At 66.3% G+C, this 20,099-nt stretch carries 23 protein-coding genes and 1 pseudogene; 9 read left to right on the plus strand and 15 right to left on the minus strand.

The window, feature by feature from the left end:
• The first annotated feature begins 59 nt into the window (after positions 1–59).
• From JX552_RS08680 to JX552_RS08690, 3 genes are read left to right on the plus strand one after another with little or no spacing between them, the layout of a single operon-like run.
• Positions 60–1,187 (plus strand): acyl-CoA dehydrogenase family protein, encoded by a 1,128-nt coding sequence (locus JX552_RS08680; RefSeq protein ID WP_205876955.1) that lies wholly within the window; start codon positions 60–62, stop codon positions 1,185–1,187.
• Complete coding sequence (locus tag JX552_RS08685; RefSeq protein ID WP_205876956.1) at positions 1,184–2,149, plus strand: LLM class F420-dependent oxidoreductase; 966 nt, start codon at positions 1,184–1,186, stop codon at positions 2,147–2,149. Before JX552_RS08680 ends, JX552_RS08685 begins: the two co-directional genes overlap by 4 nt.
• On the plus strand, positions 2,146–3,156 hold the full coding sequence (locus JX552_RS08690; protein ID WP_205876957.1) for an NADP-dependent oxidoreductase: 1,011 nt from the start codon (positions 2,146–2,148) through the stop codon (positions 3,154–3,156). Before JX552_RS08685 ends, JX552_RS08690 begins: the two co-directional genes overlap by 4 nt.
• Positions 3,157–3,494: 338 nt before the next feature.
• On the opposite strand, the gene JX552_RS08695 is transcribed toward JX552_RS08690, so the two are convergent.
• Both JX552_RS08695 and JX552_RS08700 read right to left on the minus strand, forming a co-directional pair.
• On the minus strand, positions 3,495–4,574 hold the full coding sequence (locus JX552_RS08695) for an NAD(P)H-dependent amine dehydrogenase family protein (RefSeq protein WP_205876958.1): 1,080 nt from the start codon (positions 4,572–4,574) through the stop codon (positions 3,495–3,497).
• 15 nt (positions 4,575–4,589) lie between these two features.
• Entirely contained in the window at positions 4,590–5,615 is a 1,026-nt protein-coding gene (locus JX552_RS08700) for an aromatic ring-hydroxylating dioxygenase subunit alpha (protein WP_205876959.1), read from the minus strand.
• A gap of 93 nt (positions 5,616–5,708) precedes the next feature.
• Between JX552_RS08700 and JX552_RS08705 the strand changes: the two genes are divergently transcribed.
• On the plus strand, positions 5,709–6,371 hold the full coding sequence (locus JX552_RS08705; RefSeq protein WP_205876960.1) for a TetR/AcrR family transcriptional regulator: 663 nt from the start codon (positions 5,709–5,711) through the stop codon (positions 6,369–6,371).
• A 36-nt stretch (positions 6,372–6,407) separates the two neighbouring features.
• On the opposite strand, the gene JX552_RS08710 is transcribed toward JX552_RS08705, so the two are convergent.
• Complete coding sequence (locus JX552_RS08710) at positions 6,408–6,842, minus strand: hypothetical protein (protein ID WP_205876961.1); 435 nt, start codon at positions 6,840–6,842, stop codon at positions 6,408–6,410.
• 435 nt (positions 6,843–7,277) lie between these two features.
• Between JX552_RS08710 and JX552_RS08715 the strand changes: the two genes are divergently transcribed.
• Both JX552_RS08715 and JX552_RS08720 read left to right on the plus strand, forming a co-directional pair.
• Complete coding sequence (locus JX552_RS08715; RefSeq protein ID WP_241010972.1) at positions 7,278–8,156, plus strand: tocopherol cyclase family protein; 879 nt, start codon at positions 7,278–7,280, stop codon at positions 8,154–8,156.
• Between the two features lie 64 nt (positions 8,157–8,220).
• Positions 8,221–9,150, plus strand: a complete 930-nt coding sequence (locus JX552_RS08720) for a DUF808 domain-containing protein (protein ID WP_205876963.1) — start codon at positions 8,221–8,223, stop codon at positions 9,148–9,150.
• On the opposite strand, the gene JX552_RS08725 is transcribed toward JX552_RS08720, so the two are convergent.
• Positions 9,147–9,596: a GAF domain-containing protein gene (locus JX552_RS08725; protein WP_205876964.1), complete on the minus strand. Its 450-nt coding sequence runs from the start codon at positions 9,594–9,596 to the stop codon at positions 9,147–9,149. The two genes, JX552_RS08720 and JX552_RS08725, sit on opposite strands and share 4 nt — an antisense overlap.
• 54 nt (positions 9,597–9,650) lie before the next feature.
• Here JX552_RS08725 and JX552_RS08730 point away from each other — a divergent pair, with 54 nt between their 5' ends.
• Complete coding sequence (locus JX552_RS08730) at positions 9,651–9,878, plus strand: hypothetical protein (RefSeq protein WP_205876965.1); 228 nt, start codon at positions 9,651–9,653, stop codon at positions 9,876–9,878.
• On the opposite strand, the gene JX552_RS08735 is transcribed toward JX552_RS08730, so the two are convergent.
• The 8 genes and pseudogenes from JX552_RS08735 to JX552_RS08770 all read right to left on the minus strand — a co-directional run bounded on the left by JX552_RS08735 (position 9,854) and on the right by JX552_RS08770 (position 15,807).
• Positions 9,854–11,308, minus strand: a complete 1,455-nt coding sequence (locus tag JX552_RS08735; RefSeq protein ID WP_205876966.1) for a protein adenylyltransferase SelO — start codon at positions 11,306–11,308, stop codon at positions 9,854–9,856. The two genes, JX552_RS08730 and JX552_RS08735, sit on opposite strands and share 25 nt — an antisense overlap.
• Positions 11,309–11,328: 20 nt before the next feature.
• Positions 11,329–11,469 (minus strand): hypothetical protein, encoded by a 141-nt coding sequence (locus tag JX552_RS08740; protein WP_205876967.1) that lies wholly within the window; start codon positions 11,467–11,469, stop codon positions 11,329–11,331.
• Positions 11,470–11,478: 9 nt separating this feature from the next.
• Positions 11,479–12,045, minus strand: coding sequence for a hemerythrin domain-containing protein (locus tag JX552_RS08745; RefSeq protein WP_205876968.1), 567 nt, complete (start codon positions 12,043–12,045; stop codon positions 11,479–11,481).
• An 86-nt stretch (positions 12,046–12,131) separates the two neighbouring features.
• The gene (locus JX552_RS08750) at positions 12,132–12,896 is read right to left on the minus strand and encodes an LLM class F420-dependent oxidoreductase (protein ID WP_205876969.1); all 765 of its coding nucleotides are present in this window, start codon (positions 12,894–12,896) and stop codon (positions 12,132–12,134) included.
• A 46-nt stretch (positions 12,897–12,942) separates the two neighbouring features.
• Positions 12,943–14,001: pseudogene (gene arsB, locus JX552_RS08755) on the minus strand (ACR3 family arsenite efflux transporter); the annotation flags it as partial.
• The gene (locus tag JX552_RS08760; protein ID WP_205878326.1) at positions 13,998–14,357 is read right to left on the minus strand and encodes an ArsR/SmtB family transcription factor; all 360 of its coding nucleotides are present in this window, start codon (positions 14,355–14,357) and stop codon (positions 13,998–14,000) included. The gene JX552_RS08760 and the pseudogene arsB, both read right to left, overlap by 4 nt.
• Positions 14,358–14,425: 68 nt before the next feature.
• Entirely contained in the window at positions 14,426–15,376 is a 951-nt protein-coding gene (locus tag JX552_RS08765) for a TauD/TfdA family dioxygenase (protein ID WP_205876970.1), read from the minus strand.
• Positions 15,376–15,807 carry an ArsI/CadI family heavy metal resistance metalloenzyme gene (locus JX552_RS08770; RefSeq protein WP_205876971.1) on the minus strand — a complete coding sequence of 144 codons (432 nt, stop codon included), beginning with the start codon at positions 15,805–15,807 and terminating at the stop codon, positions 15,376–15,378. The genes JX552_RS08765 and JX552_RS08770 overlap by 1 nt, the downstream gene beginning before the upstream one ends.
• A 102-nt stretch (positions 15,808–15,909) precedes the next feature.
• Between JX552_RS08770 and JX552_RS08775 the strand changes: the two genes are divergently transcribed.
• A complete protein-coding gene (locus JX552_RS08775) occupies positions 15,910–16,269 on the plus strand; it encodes an Rv2640c family ArsR-like transcriptional regulator (RefSeq protein ID WP_205876972.1) in 360 nt (119 codons plus the stop codon).
• A gap of 8 nt (positions 16,270–16,277) precedes the next feature.
• On the opposite strand, the gene JX552_RS08780 is transcribed toward JX552_RS08775, so the two are convergent.
• Entirely contained in the window at positions 16,278–16,694 is a 417-nt protein-coding gene (locus JX552_RS08780; protein ID WP_205878328.1) for an arsenate reductase ArsC, read from the minus strand.
• 109 nt (positions 16,695–16,803) lie between these two features.
• Here JX552_RS08780 and JX552_RS08785 point away from each other — a divergent pair, with 109 nt between their 5' ends.
• The gene (locus JX552_RS08785) at positions 16,804–17,739 is read left to right on the plus strand and encodes a TIGR03619 family F420-dependent LLM class oxidoreductase (RefSeq protein WP_205876973.1); all 936 of its coding nucleotides are present in this window, start codon (positions 16,804–16,806) and stop codon (positions 17,737–17,739) included.
• 1 nt (position 17,740) lies between these two features.
• On the opposite strand, the gene JX552_RS08790 is transcribed toward JX552_RS08785, so the two are convergent.
• Positions 17,741–18,349, minus strand: a complete 609-nt coding sequence (locus tag JX552_RS08790; protein WP_205876974.1) for a DUF732 domain-containing protein — start codon at positions 18,347–18,349, stop codon at positions 17,741–17,743.
• Positions 18,350–18,373: 24 nt separating this feature from the next.
• Positions 18,374–20,095, minus strand: coding sequence for a patatin-like phospholipase family protein (locus tag JX552_RS08795; RefSeq protein ID WP_205878329.1), 1,722 nt, complete (start codon positions 20,093–20,095; stop codon positions 18,374–18,376).
• Between the last annotated feature and the right edge of the window lie 4 nt (positions 20,096–20,099).

The raw sequence follows: 20,099 nt of genomic DNA on the forward strand, positions 1-20,099 counted from the left end.
CAACTACTGAACCGCAGGTGGTAACTTGACTGCACTGTCACCGTCACCGGGAGCCGCCGATGAACCATGCAGACACCCCCGAGGTCCTTGCCGAGAAGATCGCGTCGACGGCCCGGGACCTGGCGCCCGAAATCGATCGGGAGCGTCGGCTTCCGGCCGAACTCGTGGCGCGCCTGAACGAGGCTGGCATGTTGCGCGCCACCATGCCGCGCGAGGTGGACGCGCTCGAACTGTCGCCGCCGACGGCCCTGCGGTGCGCTGAGGTGATCGCGCACGGCGACGCGGCCACAGGCTGGTGCGTGTCGATCGCGATCACCAGTGCGCTGCTGGTGGCTTATCTTCCGGACGCGGCCAGGGCCGAGATGTTCGGCCGTGGGCGGGGCGTCGCGGCCGGGGTGTGGGCGCCGCGAGGCAAGGCGGCGTCGGTCGACGGCGGCGTGGTCGTGTCGGGGCGCTGGCCGTTCTGTAGCGGAATCACTCACGCCGACATGCTGTTTGCTGGTTGTTTCGTCGACGAAAGCCGGGTGCCGTCGGTCGTCGCACTGCCCAAGGAAGACCTGCGGGTCCTCGACAACTGGCACACCCTGGGCTTGCGCGGCACCGGCAGCCACGACACCGTCGCCGAAGAGGTCTTCGTGCCCGCCGACAGGGTGTTCTCGGTGTTCGACGGGCCGGCCGTGGACCGGCCGCTGTATCGCTTCCCGGTGTTCGGGTTCTTCGCGTTGTCGGTCGCAGCGGCCGCGCTGGGCAATGCCCGCGCCGCGATCGACGACCTCGTCGAGTTGGCCGGCGGCAAGAAAGGACTCGGGTCGACGCGCACCCTGGCGGAGCGCTCGACGACCCAGGCCGCCGTTGCGACCGCGGAGTCGGCGCTGGAGGCGGCCCGCGCGCTGTACTACGAGGCGACCGAGACCGCGTGGCAGGCCAGCCAGGATCCCGAGCCCGTGCCGGTGGCCCTGCGCAACCGACTCCGCCTGGCGGCCACCCATGCCGCGCGCACCTCCGCAGACGTGGTGCGCACCATGTATGACCTGGCCGGCGGCACCGCCATTTACGACACCTCGCCCCTGCAGCGCCGGTTCCGCGACGCCTTCACCGCCACCGCGCACTTCCAAGTGAACGAAGCATCCCGCGAACTGCCTGGCCGACTGCTGCTCGACCAGCACGCCGACACTTCGATGCTATGACGAAACTCGAAGTAGTCCTTCCGTTTTGGCTTGACCGGCCCGACCGTGAGGCGCTGGAGATCGCGCGGGCGGTGTCGGAATACGGCTTCGACGCCCTGTGGATCGGGGAGATGGCCACCTACGACGCGTTCGCCCTGGCGACGGCGATCGGGTTGCGCGCATCAGAGCTGCCCCTCAAGATCGGGCCACTGGCCGTGGGTGTCCGTGGCCCGGTGACCTTGGCCCTGGGGTTGAGCACCGTTGCCTCATTGACCGGAAACCGTGTCGATCTCGCCCTCGGAGCCTCCAGTCCGGCTATCGTGACCGGCTGGCACAACCGCGGCTGGTCTCATCACGTCCCGGTCATGCGGGAGACCATCGAGTGCCTGCGACCGATGTTGGCCGGCGAGAGAGTAAGCCACCCAGGCCGGCACGTCGGCACCCATGGCTTCCGGCTACGCAACCCCGTCCCGGAGGCGCGAATTGCGTTGGGCGCGTTCGGTCCCCGCATGATCGAGCTGGCCGCACAGCTGGCCGACGAGGTGGTGCTCAACCTCGCCTCGCCCGCGCGCGTGGCGCAGGTGCGTCAGGCGATCGACCGCGCCGCCGCGGGTCGAAAGGCCCCCCGCCTCACGGTATGGGCGCCGGTGGCATTAAATCCCGGCCCTGCCGCACACGCGCAACTGGCCGGCCAACTGGGCGTCTACCTGGCACCGCCCGGATACGGAGAGATGTTCAGCGCGTCGGGTTTTGACGGGCTGGTACAGCGGGCCCGCGCTGGTGCCTCCCGCCGGGAACTGGCAGCCGCGATTCCCGTTGAGCTGCTCGACACCGTGTGCGCCCTGGGTTCTGCGGCCCGGATAGCGCAGCGACTGCGCGAGTACCGCGAGGCGGGGGCCGACTGTGTCGCGGCGGTGCCCGGCACGGCCGAAGATCCCGGCGGCCGTAGGGTTCTTGCCGCTTTGAGTCAGGAGATGCCGTGACGCTCACCAACACCGCGTGCCGGTTGGCTGCGCGTCCGGTCGGCCTGCCGAAGGTCTCCGATTGGCAGATCGGTGATGAACCCGCCGCAACTCCCGCAGACGGCGAGTTTCTGGTGCAGGTGGAGTACTTGTCGGTCGACCCGGCGATGCGGACGTGGATGAACGCCGGCCGATCCTACGTACCGCCGGTGGAGATCGGGGCGGTGATGCGAGCCGGCGCCATCGGGCGCGTCGTTGAGTCACGCCACCCCGACTTCGCAACCGGTGACGTTGTCTTCGGCACGTTCGGGGTGCAGCGCTACGCGGTCTCCAACGGCCGCGACGTGACTCCGGTCGACACCACGCTGGCACCGGCTCCCGTGCATCTCGGCGCGCTGGGGATCAGTGGGTTGACCGCCTATTTCGGGCTGCTCGACGTGGGCCGGCCCCAGCCCGGGCAGACCGTCGTCGTCTCGGGTGCCGCCGGATCGGTGGGCAGCATCGCCGGCCAGCTCGCCCGGATCAAGGGTTGCCGGTCGGTCGGTATCGCCGGCGGGCAGGACAAATGCCGCTGGCTGGTAGAGGAACTCGGCTTCGACGCCGCCATCGATTACAAGAGCGGCGATCTGCGCAGAGAGCTGAAGACCCACGCGCCCGACGGCATCGACGTCTTCTTCGACAACGTCGGCGGGGCCACTCTGGAGGCCGCGTTGTCGCGGCTGGCGCGCGGCGCCCGCGTGGTGATCTGCGGTGCCGTCTCGCAGTACAACGCCAGTGCCGAGCTGCGGGGACCGGCAAACTACATGCAGTTACTGGTCGCGCGTGCGTCCATGACCGGCTTCGTCATCTTCGACTACGCCGACCGCTACCGCGAAGGGGTTGTGCAGCTTGCGGATTGGCTGCGCAGCGGCGAACTGCACTCGCGGGAGCAGATCATCAACGGCGACATCGGTGACCTTCCCGATGCGCTGCTCAAGCTGTTCCGCGGTGACAACATCGGCAAACTGATCCTGGCTCTCGATTCCTGACGCCGAGGAACGGGCCGTGGCAGGCGCGCCGGTGCAGGGCTGGTGCAAATCGCCGGAGACGGCAGTGCCGACCTGCTGGTGGTAGGCAATGTCGGGGTGCTTTCGTAGACCGACAGTCGGCTCGCCTCTGTTGCGTGATCTTGTCGATGGTGCGGCGCATTCCTGACATCGACGGCAGTGGTGGCGATGAAGCCGATGGGGGCGGCCGACGTCGACGCCTTCTCTGTCTGGTGAGCAGACCCGGGCGCCCACGAGGCGCAGGTCGGGGCGTTGGTCGAGGATCGCGATGAGCGTCTCACGGCCGACCGCGCCGGTGCCCAGAGGATTACGCGGCGGATCTATATGTTGAAGCGGCCGGCGAACGCGCGCAGCGGCAGATCTGCGCTGGTGATCAAACCCGGTGCAGCGGCGACGACCGACTTGATCGCGTTCAGCGCCGGCAGCCCGGTGACCGTCATGCCGATGGAGGCGAAGTTGTCCGGGTTGGACAGATCGACGCCGGGCTTGGGGAAGATCATGTGCTTGTTGTAGATGCACGGGTCGCCCTTGATCGAAGTGATGTAGCAGCCCTTGATGTCCCAGCTGGGGTCGGTATGCGGGGTCATCTGCCACTCCAGGTGCGTCTCCACCCGGGGCACCCCGTTCACCATTCCCTGGTACCTGATGTAGTTGCCACCCAGGGAACCCTTGGGCAGCGTGTACCAGCCCAGGTCGACGTCCTTGGTGCAGGCGCCCAACTCGTAGTCGAACCTGACCTCGTCGAGGGTGATGTCGAAGCAGTCGGCCATCATCAACACGCTGTCGGCGAAGACGCGCGTGTACTTCTCCAATTTGCCCGGGATGGACGGATCGTCCACCGGCAGGCCGTAACCCACCTCGATCCAGGTGTCCTTCGAGTGATGGCACGACACGTCGACCGATTCGATGGTGGTGACGTTCTCGATCTCGGCCACGTCGGCCGAACACACCACGCCGAGAATCTGATTGACGCCGGGGTTCATACCCGTCCCGTAGAACGTCGAACCGCCTTTCTCGCACGCCTCGGCCAGCAGCTGAGTGACCGGTTTGCCGGAGTGGTGCGGATGGTTGCGGTCGCGGTGCCAGCCGGTGATCCAGTCGGCGGTGGTGACGATATCGATCCCGGCCTCAAGGACTTTCACGTACAGGTCCTCGTCGGGGAAGACGCCGTGGAAAGTCACTACGTCGGGCTCCGCGGCGATGATCTCCTCGACGCTGCCGGTAGCCGTCACACCGTTGGGCGCCAACCCGATGAGTTCACCGACGTCGCGGCCAACCTTCTCTGACGAATAGCAGTGCACGCCAATCAGTTCCAGATCGGGGTGGGTGGCGATGCGTTTGATCATCTCGGAACCGACGTTACCGGTGGCGACCTGGAAGACCTTGATCGGAGGCGTCATGGTTGTGCCCTTCCTTCAGTTGGCGGCGGCCAGTTCGGCGGCGGTGCCGCCCTTCCCGTCGGGGTAGAACTTCTTGGCCCAGTTGCGGATCGCGGTGAACCCCTCGTACTCCGCGGTCGCGAGCGCCGGTGGGTCGGAGTAGCGCTGGTGCGCCCAGATGTGCATGTCCTGGGCGAATTGCCGGATCACCTCTTCGCCGAACATGCGGGCCCTGGCTTCGGCGCGTTCGGCTTGTTCTTCCGAGCGTTTCGCGACCCGGCCGATGTAGACCATGAACCGCACGTCGGAGGTGCGCTCGTCGACCGGGGTGATCGCCGAGATGGTCCTGTTGTCGACCATTCCCCAACTCCTGGTGACGGCCACGCCCAGCCCGCCGTTGATGGCTTCGACACCGCTGCGGACATCCTCGATGCTCTGTTGGTCGTCGCCCTCGAAGGTGATGGTGAAGTCGACGTAGGACACCGGTTCCTGGAAGTCGTGCCGGGTGAAGATCGGCACGATCGGCGTGTTGTGAACGTACTTGAAATGGGCGAAGTCGACACCGTTCTCCAGCACGTACTGCGGGTGCAACTCCAGCCCCTGCCGGAACAGTCGTTGCTGCGCATAGTAATCGGCGCGCGACCGGTCGTCACCGAAGTCGGCGAAGATGTCGGGGGCCTCGAAAAACGGTGCGCGGCTTTCGATGTCGTGCCAGATGTAGACCGACTCGTTGCGCTCCACCACCGGATAGGTGTGGATTCGCCGTCCCCGGTTGGGCCGGTCCTGATACGGGATGCAGACGTTGCGCCCCTGCTGGTTCCATTGCCAGCCGTGGAAAGGGCACTGCAGTACCTCGCCCACGACCTTGCCGCCGTAGCCCAGATGCGCGCCCAGGTGCTCGCAGTAGGCGTTCATCACGGTGAGTTGGCCCGAGTCAGCGCGCCAGGCGATCATCTCCTGGTCGAAATACTTCATCGTGTGGACGTCGCCGACGCCGATCTCGTCGGACCACGCGACCTGGAACCAGCCGGTGGGTTTCATCGACAACGGCGGTTTGGCCATGCCCGCAATCCTTTCCGTGGCGATCATCAAGCACTCTATGAAAAAGTCATAGATGAGTCAACGAAACTGTGGGTTGGGCGTTACGATTCGGGCATGGCAGTGGCGGACAGCGCGAATCGCAGGGCCAACAAGCGGGGACTGGCCACACGTGAGGCGATGCTGCAGGCGGCGGTGACCGCCCTGGCCTCCGGGGATCCCGGGGCCGTGTCGGCGAACCGCATCGCCAAACAGATCGGGGTCACCTGGGGCACCGTGCAGTACCAGTTCGGGGACGCCGACGGGTTTTGGGCGGCGGTGTTGCACCACACGGCGCAGCGGCGGGCCAACGTGTTCGCCAACCCCGATACCGGGGCGTCGTTGCGGGAGCGGGTCGCAGAGATCATCGACACGCTGTACGACGGGCTGACCGCACCCGACTCGCGGGCGATCGAGAATCTGCGCGCGGCGTTGCCGCGGGAACCCAGCGAGCTGGACCGGCTCTACCCGCGCACCGCCGCGGAATTGCGATCGTGGGGGCGGGGCTGGCACGCGACCTGCCAGAAGGCGTTCGCCGACCTGCACGTCGACCCGCAGCGAGTCCACGAAATCGCGACGTTGATCCCGGGTGCCATGCGCGGCCTGGTTTCCGAACGCCAGTTGGGCAGTTACGCCGACCTCGACGAGGCGCGGCGCGGTCTGACCAATGCGATCGTGGCCTACTTGGCGGATTCGGCTGGCGGCAGGTCGGGTGGCGCGCCCAGGTCTCGCTTCCGCTGATTGACAACCTCGGCGCTGCTGTGGAGGGTGAAAGCCCTACGCCGGGGCCACAATTTCCGACCATTGTTCTGCGGCGGCGAGTGCAGTCAACTGCGCCGCGGTCTGCCCGCAAACAGCCCTGGTGAAGTTGACCTCCAACCCGATGTGGGTGCCGTCGGTGGTGTAGTAGATCTCCCGCCCGGCCTGCGCTCCGCCATCGCACGGCGCGTCGTAGTTCTTCGGGCCGTTCTCCCACCGTTTGCTCGCCGCGTTGTAGCGGTACTGCCCTCCGGCTTGCGCATCGCTCAGATCGTCGAGCGTGTAGCACCCTGGGCCGCAGTCGTGCCGGATCTGAAGGTTGGGGTGGAAACTCGTCTTGCTGGCGCTGACGATGGTGCCTGCGTACATACCCTCCGGCAGCGGCGGTGCCGGTTCCGTTTCGGCTCTGGCGTCCGGTGCCAACCCGACGCCGACCCAAGCGAAGATGGCCATAGTTGCGAACAATGCTCCGAGCTGCATTCTGCCCACCACTTTTACTTCGGTTGTGTTGCCCGGTCGGGGCCTGCAACGAGCTTACTGCGCCATCGGTCTTCTCAGCGCGCCCAGCGGTGCTCGCGGGGCGCATTGCAGGCGCGAGGGCGTCGCATTCTCCGGCGATCGTCCAGCGCTTCGGCGGATCCAGATTGCGCCCGCGCCCAAGGCCTCTTGCGCTGGCATTTCCGGGTTGCCGTTCTGGTCCGGCAAATGCGGACGAGCTTCGCAATCGCGCGTTCATTCCACCGGCCGGTGGGGTACCAAGAGTGTGTGAATGTCGTCAGTTCCGCCGCGCGGTCCGGCCTAGGGTTGGCGCCCTGGCTTGTGTCGAGGTATCGCCGAACGGGCGCCGATCTGCCATTCGGAGATCCGGTTCCTTCGCACGGAACCGAGATGGAGGGCTGGTTCTGGCGGCTCTCCGACCGCGACCAGGGACGGGTGGTCGTCGCCCTGTGCAGCGCCAACCGGCACCCTGAAGGCGACTGGTCGACAGCGGCGATCGCGTTGCACCCCGGAGGGGTGGTGCGCGCGGCAGCAGTGGACGGTGTGACGGCGAGTCAGACGCGGTTCAGTGTGCACGCGCAATCGGGTGCGAATTTGATCGATGCGGGCGCGGAACGGCTCAAGATGGTGCTTGGACACACCGCAGTCGATCTGAAGTTTCACGACGCGTATCAATGGCCCAAGCCTTTCGGTGGCGGCGGAATTTTCTCCTCGGTGCCCTTGCTCAACCAGTATTGGCATCCGTACCGGTTGGGCGGTAAAGCTTCGGGCACCGTGACCCATGAAGACCAGCGCTGGGAATTCACCGACGCCACTTTGTACTGCGAACGAAACTGGGGAGCGGGTTTTCCCTTGCGGTGGTGGTGGGGACAGGCTCACGACTTCGGCGACGCCGACGTATCGGTGGTGTTCTCCGGGGGCTTGCTGGAGCTGGGTCCGCTGAACCGGGATGTCACCGGAGTCGTTGTGCGAATGGGTGATCGGGTCATCCGCATCACCCCGCCGGCACTGGTGTCGTCCAGCTGCGACGTGCGGCGCTGGCGCATCGACGCCCGCACGGCGCGCTACCGGGTCGAACTCGACGGGCGTGGCACGCCGGAGGGGCCGCACGTACTTCCCGTACCGCTGCCGGCCGCGCGTCGCAACATCGACACAGACTACGAATACCTGGCCGGTACGCTGCATTGCCGCGTCCGGGACTGGGGCCGGGTGATCTTCGAGGGGACCTCGATACTGGCCGGCCTCGAGGTCGGCAGCCGGCCTTGCTGATGAACCAAGTGACGAGCCGATCGACGCACACCCCGGTACGCTGCAACGCCATGAGGCAGACGCGATGAGCGCGGGTCTGTTCGGGCTTCTCGACGACGTGGCGACGCTCGCGCGACTGACCGCCGGTTCGCTGAACGGCGTGGGCCCCGCGGCGGGACGGGCGACCGCAAAGGCCGCCGGCGTGGTCATCGACGACACGGCGGTGACCCCGCAGTTTGTCGACGGAATCTCCGCCGAGCGTGAACTGCCCATCATCAAGCGCATCGCGTTCGGCTCGCTGCGCAACAAGCTGCTCTTCATCTTGCCGGGCGCGATGCTGCTCAGCCAGTTCGCGCCGTGGTTGCTCAGCCCGATCCTGATGCTGGGGGCGACCTATCTGTGTTACGAAGGCGCCGAGAAAGTTTGGAGCACCCTGCGCGGTCACGACGACGGAAACGAGCAGCCGGAGAACGAGCGCCATGTGGTGGCGGGCGCGATCCGGACCGACTTCATCCTGTCTGCCGAGATCATGGTGATCGCGCTCAACGAGGTGGCCGACCTGGCTTTCGGGAAGCGACTGGTGATCCTGGCGATCGTGGCGTTGGTGATCACCGTCGCGGTGTACGGCGTCGTCGGCGGCATCGTGAAAATGGACGACATCGGCCTGCATCTCGCCCAGACATCGACGCGGCTGGGCAGGGCTGTGGGCCGTGCTCTGGTGGCCGGAATGCCCAAACTCCTGTCGGTGCTGTCCGTGGTCGGAACGGTGGCGATGCTCTGGGTCGGGGGCCACATCCTGCTGATGGGCGCTGATCACCTGGGCTGGCACACCCCGTACGGCTTGGTGCACCACGCGGAGGATTGGGCGCATCATGCGGTGGACGCGCTGGGCAGCGTGCTCGGCTGGTTGGTCAATACCGGGATCTCCGCGGTGGTCGGATCGGTGGTCGGCGCCGTGGTCCTGGCTGTCGTGCTCGGGTTCCAGCAGGTTCGGCGTTCGCGCTCGAAGGGCTAGCGCCGCGCTTGTTGTGCGTCCCAGATCTGTTGTGTCTCTTGGCTGACCGACTGGTGATGAATCTGTTGGAAGTTGCGTCCACCGCGCCCGAACGTCACGACGACGGCGCCGGGCACCTGGGATTCCAGCAGCGGCTCGGTCAGCCAGGTGCAGGGCCGTACATGCACCAGGTCGACGGCCACCGCCTCGTCCTCGTCGTCACGAAGATAGGGTCCGTCGAGTCGGGCAAGCCAGAACAATCCGTCCTGATCTCGGGTCCAGGCGAACGAGCCGTCCTCCGCGGCGGCGAAACGGTCTACCCGGCGGGCCAGACGTTCTTCCGCGGCCGGGTTGTGCACCAGCTGTCCGAAGCCGCACAAGCCCAGCCGGCGGGCGCGTTGCAGCGTGGCCCGCTGGTCGATTGCGTCACTGCGGGATCGCAGGGGGGCGCGGTAGACATCGTCCATGCCGCTCATTGTCCGCGATATGCTGTGGACGCCGTACCGACGGGAGATTGACCGGTGTCCACTTTCAAGCGCTACCTCATCATCCAGGCGATGGTGTTCGTGTGCGGCATCGTCGGCCCCGTCTTCTTGGTCATATTCTTCTCCGCGCCAATGGCTCCGCACATGAAGTGGGCGTATTGGTGGGGACTGATCATCACCTACATCGATGTCATGATCGCCATCGGCATCACGGCGAGCACCCGGGAAGAGCCCAAAGTTCAGGTGCCGCAAAAGGTTCGGTAGACACCGAAGTCCGTGGGGGCGGGAGACGCGAACCGCTCCAGCCCGGGCCGCTCAGTGTACGGCGCGCTGATGGCGTCCAGAAGTCGACCGAACGGATCGAGATCACCGGCGGTCGCCGCCGTCAGCGCCTCCTCGACCAGGTGGTTACGCGGGATGTAGATGGGATTGACCCGGTCCATCGCGTCGGGATCCGGTCTCAGGGCAAGCCAGCGCTGCGCCCATTCGTCGAACCGTGCGGGATCGACGAACTGCCCGCGCGCCGGTTCGGCATCGCCGCGGGCGGCCCGGGCCAGCTGGCGGAAAAACGACGTGAAATCGACGTGGCTCTCCTGCAGCATGGGCAGCAGCTCGTCGAGCAGCGGCACGACGGCGTCCACGTCGGTGGCTACGCCGAGCTTGGCGTGCATACCCGAAAGCCAGGCGGAGTGGTAGGCGTGGAACCCGTCGAATGCGTGCTCTATCAAAGCAATCGACTCGTTGACATCGTCGCCGAGCAGCGGCAGCAGCGTCTCGGCGAAGCGGGCGAGATTCCAGGCGGCGATCGTCGGTTGATTGCCGTAGGCGTAGCGGCCCCAGGCGTCGATCGAGCTGAAGACCGTGTCGGGGTCATACGCCTCCATGAACGCGCACGGACCGTAGTCGATGCTCTCACCGGAGATGGTCATATTGTCGGTGTTCATCACCCCGTGGATGAACCCGACCAACATCCAGCGCGCCACCAACGATGCCTGAGCGGCGACCACCCCTTCGAACAGTGCGAGGTAGGGATTCTCCGCGCGCGCCGCGTCTGGGTAGTGGCGGGCGACGGCATGGTCGGCCAGCCGCCGCAGGAGATCGAGATCGCCTGTGGCAGAAGCATATTGAAAGCTACCGACACGCAGATGGCTGCTCGCCACGCGGACCAGCAACGCGCCGGGCAGCATCTTCTCACGGGCCACCGGACGCCCGGTGGCCACCACGGCCAACGATCGCGTCGTCGGGATTCCCAGCGCGTGCATGGCTTCGCTGATGATGTACTCGCGCAGCATGGGCCCGATTGCGGCCAGGCCGTCGCCACCGCGGGCGAACGGCGTGCGCCCGGAACCCTTGAGGTGGATGTCGCGCAGCCCCCCGTCGACATCGGTGAGTTCGCCGAGTAGTAGCGCGCGTCCGTCGCCCAACCGGGGCACGTACCCGCCGAACTGATGTCCGGCGTAGGCCTGGGCTACCGGTGCGGCGCCACTAGGCACCAGGTTGCCCACCAGAAAGCGAAGACCGTCCGGGCTGTGCAGCCACCTCGAGTCAAGGCCTAGGGCGCCGGCCAACGGTTCGTTGAGCGCCAACAACCGTGCTTCGGGTGGCACTTCGGCCTGCCAGGGAACCGCCATCTCGGGCAACTCGCGTGCGAAGCGGTCCTGCAGGGTGATGGTGATGTCGGGGGTAACGCTCACTTGTCACACATTACGGAGTATCAACCGTCCTCGTTGGTGGCTAAACCTTCCGGGGGAGGGGTGGAGTACGCAGGGTAGGCAGGCGGTGAGACGATGCTGTCGTCGTGCTCCGTTGCGTCATCGTCCCGCTGCGGGTCGTCCGGTGGTTCGGGGTGGCTCATCCAGTTCTCCTAGCTGACGGCTTGCTTGATCAAGTCGCGCGCGCGGTCGAGCATCGACGCGAACGGCCCTACGACGAAATTCAGCTTGGCCGATTCCACCCCGGCGTGGGGTCGCGTCGGTGCGATGGCCTCGGCGAGTTTCACCGCGGTTCCCAGCCGCTTGAGTTCCTCGGGGTCGATGTCCCGCTGCAGCTTCTCGAACTCCTCGAGCTCCTCGTGCTCGGCGTGGGCCAGCACGGCCTCGCGCAGCTTCGTCAACTCGTCGATGAATTCCTCCGAGCTGATGTCGAGGCTTTCGATCTTCGACAGCTGCTCCTTGGCGCTGTGCTCTTCCTCCAACAAGCTGTCGACGATCGCATCGCCGGAATCGATTTCGCGGCGGGCACGCGGGTGGACGAACATCTCCTCAGCGGTCTCGTGGACGGCGAGAAGCTGGCGCAATTCGACGAACGGCGCCTCACGCGCTTGCGGGTCCGACGCGAGCAGCACCTGGTCGAACATGTCCTCGATCAGGTCGTGCTGGGCTTTGAGGAAAGCGATGACTTCCTCGGGTGTTTCAACAATCATTTCGGCCACGCGGAATACACCTCCACTAACGGGGCTCGGAGCGGGCGCTTGGGGGCTGTGCGCCGCATGAGCGCGCATACCCGGGCAAGTGGGTGCTAAAACGCCGACCGGTTCGCCACCAGGCGGTTCACCTCTGCCAGGTCGTAGGGCGCGCGCAGGCCGAGGATCAAGTGCTCGGCCCCGGCGGCCGCGAGTGAGGTCATCAGGCGGGGATCGGCGCGCTCGATCCATACCGTGCGTTCGATCTCGCGGGGGTCGCGGCCGACCTCGTCGCAGCACCGATCGAGGACCTGATTCTTGGCCCGGATCGTGTCCGGGTCTCCGTAGCCGTTCCACATGTCGGCGTGCCGGGCCACCAGTGGAAGAGTGCGTCGTTCCCCGTTGCCCCCGATCAGGATCGGCAACCGGCCCAGCGGTGGGGGCTGCAACAGGGCCAGGCGCCGACGGATGCGGGGGAGCACCTCGGCGAGCAGGTCGAGTCGTTGCGCTGGTGTGCGCATCGGATAGCCGTATTCGATCTCGTCCTTGTCCATCCATCCCGAACCGATGCCCAGGACGGCTCGGCCCCCCGAGAGATGATCGAGGGTGCGCGCCATGTCGGCCAGCAGGTCGGGGTTTCGGTAGCCGCAGCCGGTCACCAGCATCCCGATCTGGGCGACGGCAGAGGTCGTGACCGCCATCGCGGCGAGAATCTGCCAGCCCTCGAAATGCGCTTCGTCGGCGGCTCCGTATAGCGGCGGAAAGAAATGATCCCACGTCCACAAGCTGTCCACTCCGAGGTCGTCGACAGCCTGCCACGCCGCCCGCAGATCGGCCATGGTCGTGTTCTGCGGATGAATCTGAACGCCGATCTTCACCATCGACGCGTCAAGCGTGTTGTCAGAGGTCGCGGTTGGTCAGAGGGAACCGCCGCCGCAGAGCCAGCGATACGTACACCAGCGCGACGAGGACCGGTACCTCGATCAGGGGGCCGACTACGCCGGCGAGGGCTTGTCCGGAGGTGGCGCCGTAGGTGGCGATCGCGACGGCGATGGCGAGCTCGAAGTTGTTGCCAGCGGCGGTGAAGGCCAGCGTCGTCGTGCGCTCGTAGCCCAGGCCGAGCGTAGCGCCAAGGAGGTAGCCACCGCCCCACATGATCGCGAAGTAAGCCAACAGCGGCAGCGCGATCCTGGCGACGTCCAGCGGTCGGTTGGTGATCTGTTCACCTTGCAGCGCAAAGAGAATCACGATGGTGAACAACAGCCCGTAAAGTGCCCACGGGCCGACGATCGGCAGAAACCGCCCCTCGTACCAGTCGCGGCCCTTGGCGCGCTCGCCCAAGCGGCGCGAGAGGTAGCCGGCCAACAGCGGGATCCCCAGGAAGATGAGGACGGATTTGGCGATCTGCCAGGGCGACGTGGAGATCGAGGTCTGGGACAGGCCCAGCCAGCCGGGCAACACCGACAGGTAGAACCAGCCGAGCACGGCGAACATGAGCACCTGGAAGACCGAGTTCAGTGCGACGAGCACGGCGGCGGCCTCGCGGTCACCACAGGCGAGGTCGTTCCAGATGATGACCATGGCGATGCAACGGGCGAGCCCGACGATGATCAGGCCGGTGCGGTATTCGGGCAGGTCGCCCAGCAGCAGCCAGGCCAGTGCGAACATCAGCGCCGGACCGAGGACCCAGTTCAGCAACAGGGAACTGACGAGCATTCTGCGGTCGGCGGTTACGGTGTCGAGGCGGTCGTAGCGCACCTTGGCCAGCACCGGGTACATCATGATCAGCAGGCCCAGGGCGATGGGTAGCGAAATGCCGTTGATCTCAACTTTTTCCAAGGCGGTGTTCAGCCCGCGTACCCCTCGGCCCAGCAGCAGTCCGGCAGCCATGGCGATGCCGATCCACAGCGGCAAAAAGCGGTCGAGAGTGGAGAGTTTGGCCACCACGGGTTCATGGGGTTGAGCTGGCGCTTTTGCGTCGGTCACGCTGTTGCTCCTGACATGGTTGGGCTGTGGACGGCGAGGGCTGCGGACAGGATGTGCACTGCCTCTGGCACGACGGCGTAGTACACCCACGAGCCGCGACGCTGCGATGTCAGCAATCCGGCGTCGCGCAGCACCTTGAGATGGTGCGAGATCGTGGGCTGCGAGACGCCCACGCCCTCGGAGACTTCACAGACGCAGGCCTCACCGCCGGCGCGGCTCGCGACCGCGCTGAACAGCCGGAGCCGGACCGGGTCGGCGAGCGCCTTGAGTTTCACCGCGAGCTCGGCCGCCTGCGTGTCCGACAGCGGTTCAGCGAGCAGCGGCGCGACCTCGCAGCCGCTGTCGGCGGCAAGCATACGGTATTTCGACACCCGTCGATATTGACAGGCATCGAATACCGGGGCAAGCCTGGGTGGGATGCGGCTCACCGGTTCTGCTGGCGCGGAATCCCGCCACGTAACAGCTGATGGGTGGTGGCCGTGGAGGTTCTCAGCCACAGGCGCAGCAGGTGTCGTCGGCGCGCTGGATCGGCGACGTCGGTATAGGCCTCCCGTGAGTGCAGGACGACGGCGTTGTTGAGCAGCTGAACATCTCCGGGCTCGAAGCGCATCTCGATGTGGAAGGCCGGGTCGTTGGCGATGTTTTCTACGAGATCAAGTGCGGCGCTTTGCTTCTCGGTGAGCCTGGGTGCGTCGGGATGGCGTTGCGAATCGCGGATGTACCAGGCGATGAAGAACAGCCGCGGCGTCCCGCCCAGGTCGGTGATGGGCGGCAACTCGAAGAAGGGAGGCTCGCCGGCACCCTGCTCGTCATTGCGGTCCCATGGCATCGTCTGGTACATGACCTCGACCAGATCCGGCGCGCGCTTGAGCATCTCGTTGTAGACGGCGTGCGCACTGACGATCCTGGATTCACCACCGGTCGCCGCCGGGTGCAGGCAGAGCAGTCCGACGAGGTCGGAGCCGTCGCTGTGGAAATCCTGACGCAGATTCGTCCGGTACTTGCGCACGCCGGTGGCGGCGGACAGGCGTTCATCCCGGATGTGGGTGAGAACGCGGGCATCGCGGTCCTGGCCGACGGGCTCGCCGAGCAGCCGGCCCAGACCGAGGTAGACAACCTCGGTCTGGGACTCGCTGAGCTCGTCGATGGGGAACTGCCGTAGCCGCACGAAACCGGGCCCGTCGGTCAGCACTTCACTCCACCGTCGCGTGGCGGTGGCGAAGTGCGTTGCCAGATCTTCGATTTGACCGCCGCGGCCGTATGCGATCAGAGCCTGCCGGTCGGCGCGGGACAGCTCGAAGGACCACTGCGTCTCGTCGGGGAAATCGCGGGGTGTCCATACCGAGGGCACGTCCGCGCCGACCGCGGACCTCATTACACGCTCGCCTGCGCGCCGCAGCAACGGGCCTCTTCCGCCTCCGGCTCCGAGGCGAAGAAGGTGTCCGAATCGGCCAGCTTGGTGTAGATCTCCCAGCGGTGTCCGCCCGGACCGTTGACCCACACCTTGTCTTGCTTGGCGAAGCAGCACGTGGTGCCCAGCTCCTCCTCGGTGAACAGTCCCTCGGTGGTCAGGCGAGCGATGTCGGCGTGTACCTGGTCGCTGGAGTCAACCTCCACCCCGAGGTGGTTGAGCGTGCCGCCCTGGCCGGGGTTCTCCAGCAGGACCAGCTTCAGCGGCGGCTCTTCGACGGCGAAGTTGGCATAGCCCGGCTTGACCTTGGCGGGCGCCGTGTCGAACAGCTTGGAGTAGAACGCGATGGCTTCGTCGATGTCATCGACGTTGAGCGCCAACTGGATACGGGACATGAGATGCCTCCTGGAACCTTTACGACATATGTCGAACTAACGGGACACTGCCTAGCATGCCACCTTTTCGATATATGTCAAATGTTGTGGCATGATGGATTCATGCCCAAAGCGCTCCCGGTGATCGACATCTCCGCGCCGGTGTGTTGTGCGCCGGTGGCGGCCGGTGTGATGAGCGATCACGACGCCCTGCAGGTCGCTCTGCGGCTCAAGGCGCTGGCAGATCCGGCGCGAGTGAAGATCATGTCGCTGTTGTTCGGCAGCGCCACGGACGGCTGCAACAGCGGGGAATTGGCAGCGGCGATCGGGGTGGGCGAGTCGACGGTCAGCCATCATCTGAATCAATTGCGAAATGCCGGCCTGGTGGAGTCGACCAGAAGCGGCACGAGCGTGTACCACCGCCCGCACCGCGCCGCGGTGGCCGCACTGGTGGGCGTCCTCGACCCGGATTGCTGTCCCTAGAGAGGCTTTCAGCGTTTCGCGGTATCGGGCAGCAGCTCGGCGATGAGGCCTTTGACCCGGGCCTCGATCTGGTCGCGGATCGGCCGCACGGCGTCCACGCCCTTGCCGGCGGGATCCTCGAGCGCCCAGTCGCGATAGCTCTTGCCAGGGAAGAACGGGCAGGTGTCTCCGCAGCCCATGGTGATAACGACGTCGGAGGCTGCAACCGCGTCGGTGGTCAGAATCTTCGGGTTCGCGCTGGAGATGTCGATGCCGACTTCGGCCATTGCCGCCACAGCGGCGGGATTGACCGCTTCGGCCGGTGTGCTGCCCGCCGAGCGCACCTCGATGGCATCACCGGCCAGTGTCGTGAGAAACCCGGCGGCCATCTGGGAGCGGCCGGCGTTGTGGATGCAGACGAACAACACGGAAGGTCTGGTTCCTATCGACATGCGTCTATATTGATGGTGATCGAATCGGCCGTCAATCCGACACGGTCGGCCCCCGTCGCCGACTGGGTATCCGAGATACTCGGTGGGTGATGGGAACTGGCACATGACGCACCGTCCAATGCTCACGATGTACCTGCGCAACTTCAGTGACGACCCGGACCCCGACTGGAACACCACGCTGGAGACCGCCCGCGCCATGGACAACGCTGGTGTCGATCGTGTCGTGGTCTCCGACCATGTCGTGTTCGGCGAGAACCTCGACGCATACGCCGACCCCGCGTTAGGAGGGACGACGGGTGGCAGACAACCGACCGGCCCGGACGGCCAGTGGCTGGAACCGCTCGTCCTGTTGACCGCGATAGCCGCGACGACGACGCGCATCCGGCTGGGGACGTCGGTCTTGTTGGCCGCTTTGCGAAGGCCCGTGGTGCTGGCCAAGCAACTGGCCTCCATCGACGTCCTGTCCGGCGGGCGGATGGATCTTGGGGTGGGAATCGGCTGGCAACGCGAGGAATACCTTGCCGCTGGGCTGCCCTTCGAGCGCCGCGGCCGCCTGCTCGATCACACGCTGGAGGTGTGTCAGACCCTGTGGACGCAGCAGCGTGGCGACTACAGCTCGCCCGAGTTGTCCTTCGAGGGCATCCATCAAATGCCAAAGCCGTTGCAGCCCGGAGGAATTCCTGTCTGGGTCAGCGGGACTGTCAACCCGGCGGTGGCACGCCGGTTGAGCCGGTTCGGGATGCGCTGGATCCCGTGGGGCCCGGCGATCAGCGACCTCGGCAGAGCCATCCCGGCGATGAAGCGTGCGATCGCCGACACCGGTGCCGACCCGGCTGGGCTACAGGTGCAAGGTTCGGCGGGTCTGGTCAAGGGCTCTGATCGCCGCATCGATGTGCGCGCTTCGGTTGGGGCGGTCCCGCGCATCGTGGCCGACGGCGCCACCGACATCAGGTTCTCCGGGACGCTCCCCGCCGATCCCCGGCAGGCGCAGGAGGTGTTGACGGAACTGGTGAGCGCCTTCCGGACGGTGACTGACTGATCTATATCGCGGCGACCAGCTTGTTGTATTGCGGGCAGTAGGCGCGGACCGAGATGGCGACGAAGTCCTCGGCATGGACGGCGAAGTCTGGGCTGCTGGATTTGAACTGCGCGACCACCTCTTGCACCGTCATGCCCTGTCCGATGTTCTGGCACACCGTCTTTCCGTTGAAGACCGCGGCCTGCGGGTTGGCGAACTGGATGCCCTTGTCGTTGAGCGCGGTGATATACCGGCTGTCCTGGTCCGCCGTGGATGAGACGGTGGTGGTGGGCGGCGCCGCGGTGGTCGCCGTTGCGGCCGTCGTGCGCGCGGTCTCGGTGGCCGTCTCCGAGGATCGGTTCTGGTGCATCACCCAGCCCGCGACCACGATCACAGCGGCGAGCGCCAGACAGATGAGCAGGACGGTGGCAGCCCGGGTCCACGCGGTGGTCCAGGACTGGTCGAGATCGGCTTCGTCAGCAGGCGCGGCGGCATGGGCACGGCTAGGGCTGCCATCGGCGGCCGACGGGTCCTGAAAGTCCGCGACATCGTTACTGCCCGACCACGCCAGGTTCGCCGAGTCCGCCGCTTCGCCAGCGCTGTAGTTGGCGCCACCGACCGTGTCGACCATGAGGTCATGGTAGTCCGCACCCGCTCAGGTCAGGTGGCGGTTACGCCAGCGTGAGAGCCGGCCGCTGGGCGACTGGATCGCCGCCATCACCGAACTCATCGACGACGCCACCGACGTGGCGTGTTGCTGCGGGTGCCCGGCGGGCACCGGGGGCGCGTCTCCCACCCACCAGGTGGGCGACAACAGCGCCGAGGTCACCGGTATCGCCCGCTCGACGCTCGCCCGTCCCCACCGGTAGGCGCGGTCGATCGCCGTGGTCGACGGAGCCAGGTTGATCGGCGACAGGGTGGGCTCGAAGCGGACCAGGTGGTCGGCGTAGGGCAGGTTGCGCAGCATCTGCAGCTGGATCGCCTGCAGGATTGGGGCCAGCCACAGATGTCGCGAATCCCATTGCGGGTGAAAGCAATCGAATGCCAGATAGCAGGCGTTGCGGGTGCCGATCTTGCCGTCGCGGACACGCTTCCAGGCCAGCTCCACGGGTACGTTACTGGCCGCGCCGCCGTCGACCAGCGCCGCGATGTCCCGCTCGGCGAACAGGTCCTCGAGCAGCGGCAGCATCCGTGCGTCACTTGTCTCGTGGTGCAGCACACCGGGAATCGCCGAGGAGAACGACGCCGCGTCGAGGACGTCGAAGTCGAGTGCCGGATCGTCGCCGGAGACCACGATCGGCGTGACCACCCGCAGGTCGATGAACGCCGAGACCTGCCACATGCGGGCCGCCACAAATGGCCCGATTCCAATGGGACGGAAGGGAAGTGAGCGAAGCTGCAGGGCCGCCAGCTCGGGGCGGCGAAACCGTGAGGGCAGCGCCGCGTACGGTTGGCGGCGGACCCCGGCGACCACGACGTCGAACGGAATCGCCAGATCCGACATCCGCATGCGCTCGCCGTCTTCCCGACTGAGCAGGGCGTGCGCGAACTGGTCGAAGCGCAGCGCGAACATGCCGGCCATCCCGTGGCGGCGACGCACCCGCTCGGGCCCGAGGATGGCGCGGTAGGACACTGTTTTGGCCCAGGCCACGTACTCCTCGATCGGTACCGGCAGTTCGCGGGCCACCAGGCTGCCGATGATCGACCCGAACGAAGAGCCGATCATGTAGTCGGGCACCTGGCCGGCTTCCAACAGGCGCGCCATACCGCCGATGTAGACGAAGCCCGCGCCTCCGCCGCCGCCGAGCACCGTGACGAGCTTCTTGTAGCCCACTTCGGCGTCGAGTTCGGCGGCCGAGAAGTCGTTGCGGTGCCGATCGATGAGTACCTGCCGCTGGTCGTCCTGGTCGTCGGCCAGACCGGCCAACAGCTCGCGTGCCGCCGTCAGCGCCTTGATCTGGTCGGGTTCCTCACGCAGCGGACCGAATAACGCATCGACGACCCTGGATCGCCATGGTCCGATTTCCGCGCCCACCGAGATGTCGCCGCGGCCCCGGCTGCCACCCGGGCCGGCGACCCCCGGCTCGAAGTCGGCCAGCCGGGCGAAGTTCAGAATGTAGCGCAGTCTGCGCACCTGTTCCTCGCTGAGCACGTCAGGGTTGGCCAGGTGGTTGCGCACCAGCCGGTTTTCCATCTTCTGCAATAGCAGGGTGGGGTCCGCCGACGGCAGCTCGACGGTGTCCAGGGCGGCATCGGTAGCTTTGGTCTCGTCGTCCTCGATGTCCTCTAGGGCCGGCACGAGGTCGAACCCGGGCGGGCGGTGCCCGCGTCGAAGACCGAAACGGGCTTGAAGCACCTCGGCGAACGGGATCTCCATGAGA

This window comes from Mycobacterium gordonae (assembly GCF_017086405.1).
In the GTDB taxonomy this organism is placed as follows: domain Bacteria; phylum Actinomycetota; class Actinomycetes; order Mycobacteriales; family Mycobacteriaceae; genus Mycobacterium; species Mycobacterium gordonae_D.

Coding starts and splice junctions, on each gene's coding strand:
- JX552_RS08680 (WP_205876955.1), top strand. CDS start 60: ATGAACCATGCAGACACCCCCGAGGTCCTTGCCGAGAAGATCGCGTCG.
- JX552_RS08685 (WP_205876956.1), top strand. CDS start 1,184: ATGACGAAACTCGAAGTAGTCCTTCCGTTTTGGCTTGACCGGCCCGAC.
- JX552_RS08695 (WP_205876958.1), bottom strand. CDS start 4,574: ATGACGCCTCCGATCAAGGTCTTCCAGGTCGCCACCGGTAACGTCGGT.
- JX552_RS08700 (WP_205876959.1), bottom strand. CDS start 5,615: ATGGCCAAACCGCCGTTGTCGATGAAACCCACCGGCTGGTTCCAGGTC.
- JX552_RS08705 (WP_205876960.1), top strand. CDS start 5,709: ATGGCAGTGGCGGACAGCGCGAATCGCAGGGCCAACAAGCGGGGACTG.
- JX552_RS08710 (WP_205876961.1), bottom strand. CDS start 6,842: ATGGCCATCTTCGCTTGGGTCGGCGTCGGGTTGGCACCGGACGCCAGA.
- JX552_RS08715 (WP_241010972.1), top strand. CDS start 7,278: ATGGAGGGCTGGTTCTGGCGGCTCTCCGACCGCGACCAGGGACGGGTG.
- JX552_RS08720 (WP_205876963.1), top strand. CDS start 8,221: ATGAGCGCGGGTCTGTTCGGGCTTCTCGACGACGTGGCGACGCTCGCG.
- JX552_RS08725 (WP_205876964.1), bottom strand. CDS start 9,596: ATGGACGATGTCTACCGCGCCCCCCTGCGATCCCGCAGTGACGCAATC.
- JX552_RS08740 (WP_205876967.1), bottom strand. CDS start 11,469: ATGAGCCACCCCGAACCACCGGACGACCCGCAGCGGGACGATGACGCA.
- JX552_RS08750 (WP_205876969.1), bottom strand. CDS start 12,896: ATGGTGAAGATCGGCGTTCAGATTCATCCGCAGAACACGACCATGGCC.
- JX552_RS08760 (WP_205878326.1), bottom strand. CDS start 14,357: ATGCTTGCCGCCGACAGCGGCTGCGAGGTCGCGCCGCTGCTCGCTGAA.
- JX552_RS08765 (WP_205876970.1), bottom strand. CDS start 15,376: ATGAGGTCCGCGGTCGGCGCGGACGTGCCCTCGGTATGGACACCCCGC.
- JX552_RS08770 (WP_205876971.1), bottom strand. CDS start 15,807: ATGTCCCGTATCCAGTTGGCGCTCAACGTCGATGACATCGACGAAGCC.
- JX552_RS08775 (WP_205876972.1), top strand. CDS start 15,910: ATGCCCAAAGCGCTCCCGGTGATCGACATCTCCGCGCCGGTGTGTTGT.
- JX552_RS08785 (WP_205876973.1), top strand. CDS start 16,804: ATGACGCACCGTCCAATGCTCACGATGTACCTGCGCAACTTCAGTGAC.
- JX552_RS08790 (WP_205876974.1), bottom strand. CDS start 18,349: ATGGTCGACACGGTCGGTGGCGCCAACTACAGCGCTGGCGAAGCGGCG.
- JX552_RS08795 (WP_205878329.1), bottom strand. CDS start 20,095: ATGGAGATCCCGTTCGCCGAGGTGCTTCAAGCCCGTTTCGGTCTTCGA.